Annotated in this window: 4 protein-coding genes; 1 reads left to right on the top strand and 3 read right to left on the bottom strand. The window is 43.9% G+C overall.

Features of this window, described 5'->3' with window-relative positions; genetic code table 11:
- Positions 1-30: 30 nt before the first annotated feature.
- Both VN105_RS22790 and VN105_RS22785 read right to left on the bottom strand, forming a co-directional pair.
- Positions 31-243, bottom strand: a complete 213-nt coding sequence (locus tag VN105_RS22790; protein WP_142688030.1) for a hypothetical protein — start codon at positions 241-243, stop codon at positions 31-33.
- Between the two features lie 14 nt (positions 244-257).
- Positions 258-746 carry a DinB family protein gene (locus VN105_RS22785; protein ID WP_325644537.1) on the bottom strand — a complete coding sequence of 163 codons (489 nt, stop codon included), beginning with the start codon at positions 744-746 and terminating at the stop codon, positions 258-260.
- A 145-nt stretch (positions 747-891) separates the two neighbouring features.
- Between VN105_RS22785 and VN105_RS22780 the strand changes: the two genes are divergently transcribed.
- Positions 892-1,866: a GlxA family transcriptional regulator gene (locus VN105_RS22780; protein ID WP_325644535.1), complete on the top strand. Its 975-nt coding sequence runs from the start codon at positions 892-894 to the stop codon at positions 1,864-1,866.
- Here VN105_RS22780 and VN105_RS22775 read toward each other — a convergent pair whose 3' ends face one another.
- Positions 1,867-2,394, bottom strand: a complete 528-nt coding sequence (locus tag VN105_RS22775) for a DinB family protein (RefSeq protein ID WP_325644533.1) — start codon at positions 2,392-2,394, stop codon at positions 1,867-1,869.
- Between the last annotated feature and the right edge of the window lie 114 nt (positions 2,395-2,508).

The raw sequence follows: 2,508 nt of genomic DNA, 5'->3' as shown, positions 1-2,508 counted from the left end.
ACAGAATAACGGGTTGTGTACAACGGTTGTTTAATCTTCCATCACCTGGCACTGGAACCCATTTTCATTTACCAGCATCATTATTTTTCCGGGGTGAAAATTTTCTCCTTCCACCCTTAATACTTTATCACAGTCTTCGAGGTCGAAATTAATTTTACTATCAGGAAAGTTACGGAGCAGCAGGGCTACTATTTCTTTCGCCGCTGCTACCCGTTTTACATTCGTTACAAATACTTCTACCATTGCAATTAATTTGATTACATATATTTCATCGGCTCGTAATTCAACAGCCGCCGCCACAAGGCAATCTGCCCTATACAATTGGCTTCCCTGTAAATGTTAAATGTCAGCAGGTCCCAAAACGGCATTTTCATTCCGGGAAATTCCCATATGTGATCCAGTTGTTCATCTGTTACATTTACCAATGCTGTTCTTAATAAAGGAGAAATGCGCTGCCAGTCTTTTTTAAAAATTTCGAGAGATGGATATTGTTGCCCGTTTTTTATTCCCTGGAAATCTTTGAAAAGATCATTTGCAGAAGATGTTGCTTCCACTTTCAGTAAACCTGCCAGGTCAAACCGCTGCTCTACAAGGCTTCCTGTGAGCCAGGCGATATGATTGGCGGGTGTATCCAGTCTTTTATGAGCATCTTCATCTGAAATTCCATCCAGCACTTTCGGGAAAAATTCCGTGTGCAGATCAAAAAGTGGAAGGATGCCCTGCATCCGTGTACTTACAGTTTCCATAAATAATTTCATTTTTTTTGGTTCTCAAACTAACTGTAAGATACCCTATAATTATAGTCCGGATGGATGCCGATAGAGTCAATATTAGGGGGTATTTGCGACAAATTCGTTATGTTTGGGCAGATAACTAAAAACTTACCACCATATGCTACAAATTGGGATCCTGCTTATACGCCACTACAAGCTTTTAAGCCTGGCTGCCATAACAGATGTACTGGACACCGTCAACAAGATTTACCATAAAAACGACCAGCCGGCGCCCTTCAAGATAACCCTGGTATACACCCCGGATATGGAACACCTGGCAGCAGCCTTCCCGGACTATGCATCGCAACAAACGGATGCGGCAGGGACTTTCAACCTGGTGCTGGTACCTTCATTTACCACGGATGATATCCGCCAGTCTATTACAGAAAACAGGTGTTATCTTCCCTGGCTGCAACAGCAATATAAAAATGGCGCCGAAGTGGCCAGTTTCTGTACCGGCGCATTTTTACTGGGTGCTTCCGGTTTGCTGGATGGCAAAATAGCCACTACCCATGTAGATGCCTGCAGGGAATTTTCCTCCGCTTTTCCTTCAGTAAACCTGCTGTCGGATAAAACCGTTACACATGATTCAGGTATTTACACGAGTGGCGGCGCTACCTCTACCTTCCACCTGCTGCTTCATTTGCTGGAAGTTCATTGTGGTATTGAAATAGCGATAAGGACCGCCAAAATTTTTGCGATAGATATGGGCCGTGATAAGCAGTCCTATTTCAGCACTTTCCAGCCTGCCCGCAATCATCACGACGACCTGGTGGCTTCTGCCCAGCAACGGATTGAAACCAGTTACCAGGATGTTGGCACTATTGAAGAAATGATCAGGGACATCCCGTCAAGCAGGAGAAATATTGTGAGAAGATTTAAACAGGTAACCGGTGTAACCCCCATTGAATACCTGCAATTTACCCGTATTGAGGCTGCCAAAAAATTACTGGAACAAACCGGGCAGCAAATGGCAGAAGTGATCTACAATTCGGGCTATAACGATCCCAAGGCATTCAGAAAGGTATTCCGCAAAACAGTGGGAATGACCCCTTCTGAATACCGGGAAAAATTTAATGCAGCCAGGTCATAATCATAAATTCTGATCCCTGTCCCAGAAAGCGGGTGGCTCTATGCCAAGGGCGCGGAGGTACACATACCCTTGTCCGCGGTGATGGATTTCATTGTCAAAAATGTAGAACAGGATACTTACTGATCTTCCTTCATATTGTCCGAAGGCAGTGATTTGCTTTTGAAAATTTTCCGCGGGGATCTTAGGCCACCATTCGTTGAGTTTTTCCGTGATAACATCCCAAAGCTGTAGTAGCTCTGCTTTATTGGTGGGAGTAACTGTAACGCCTGTATCTTTTAGGAGTACATCAATGCCCAGCCATTCATCGGTAATAACCCCGTATACAGACGGAAAGGCCATTCCGCAAAACTCCATTACCAAAGTGGAAAATGGTCGCATGCCGCCAATGCTGAAAGTAAAAAGCTGGTCATCCGGGAAGGCTTCAATCATCCTGCGGGTAAGTGCACGGTGGCCCTGCCAGTGTTTCAGTAACTGTTCAGGTGTAATAACAGCGGTAGTAGTTGCGGCAGATAAAGTGTTGTTTTCCATAAGTCTGTATTTTTTTGTTTTGTAATACAAAGAAAACAACGGGTTGTGACAACCCTATGTCAGTAGTCTTAAAAAAAATTTACCTGTTATTAAAAAAGAGAAAAGCAGGGATAA

It is taken from the genome of Chitinophaga sp. (assembly GCF_035564935.1).
In the GTDB taxonomy this organism is placed as follows: Bacteria; Bacteroidota; Bacteroidia; order Chitinophagales; family Chitinophagaceae; genus Chitinophaga.
Note: the sequence above shows the minus strand (reverse complement) of the source record. Positions and strands in the feature narration are given on the sequence as shown.

What these genes read in the sequence shown, in the direction of transcription:
- VN105_RS22780 (WP_325644535.1), top strand. Translation starts at nt 892, where the DNA reads ATGCTACAAATTGGGATCCTGCTTATACGCCACTACAAGCTTTTAAGC.
- VN105_RS22790 (WP_142688030.1), bottom strand. Translation starts at nt 243, where the DNA reads ATGGTAGAAGTATTTGTAACGAATGTAAAACGGGTAGCAGCGGCGAAA.
- VN105_RS22785 (WP_325644537.1), bottom strand. Translation starts at nt 746, where the DNA reads ATGGAAACTGTAAGTACACGGATGCAGGGCATCCTTCCACTTTTTGAT.
- VN105_RS22775 (WP_325644533.1), bottom strand. Translation starts at nt 2,394, where the DNA reads ATGGAAAACAACACTTTATCTGCCGCAACTACTACCGCTGTTATTACA.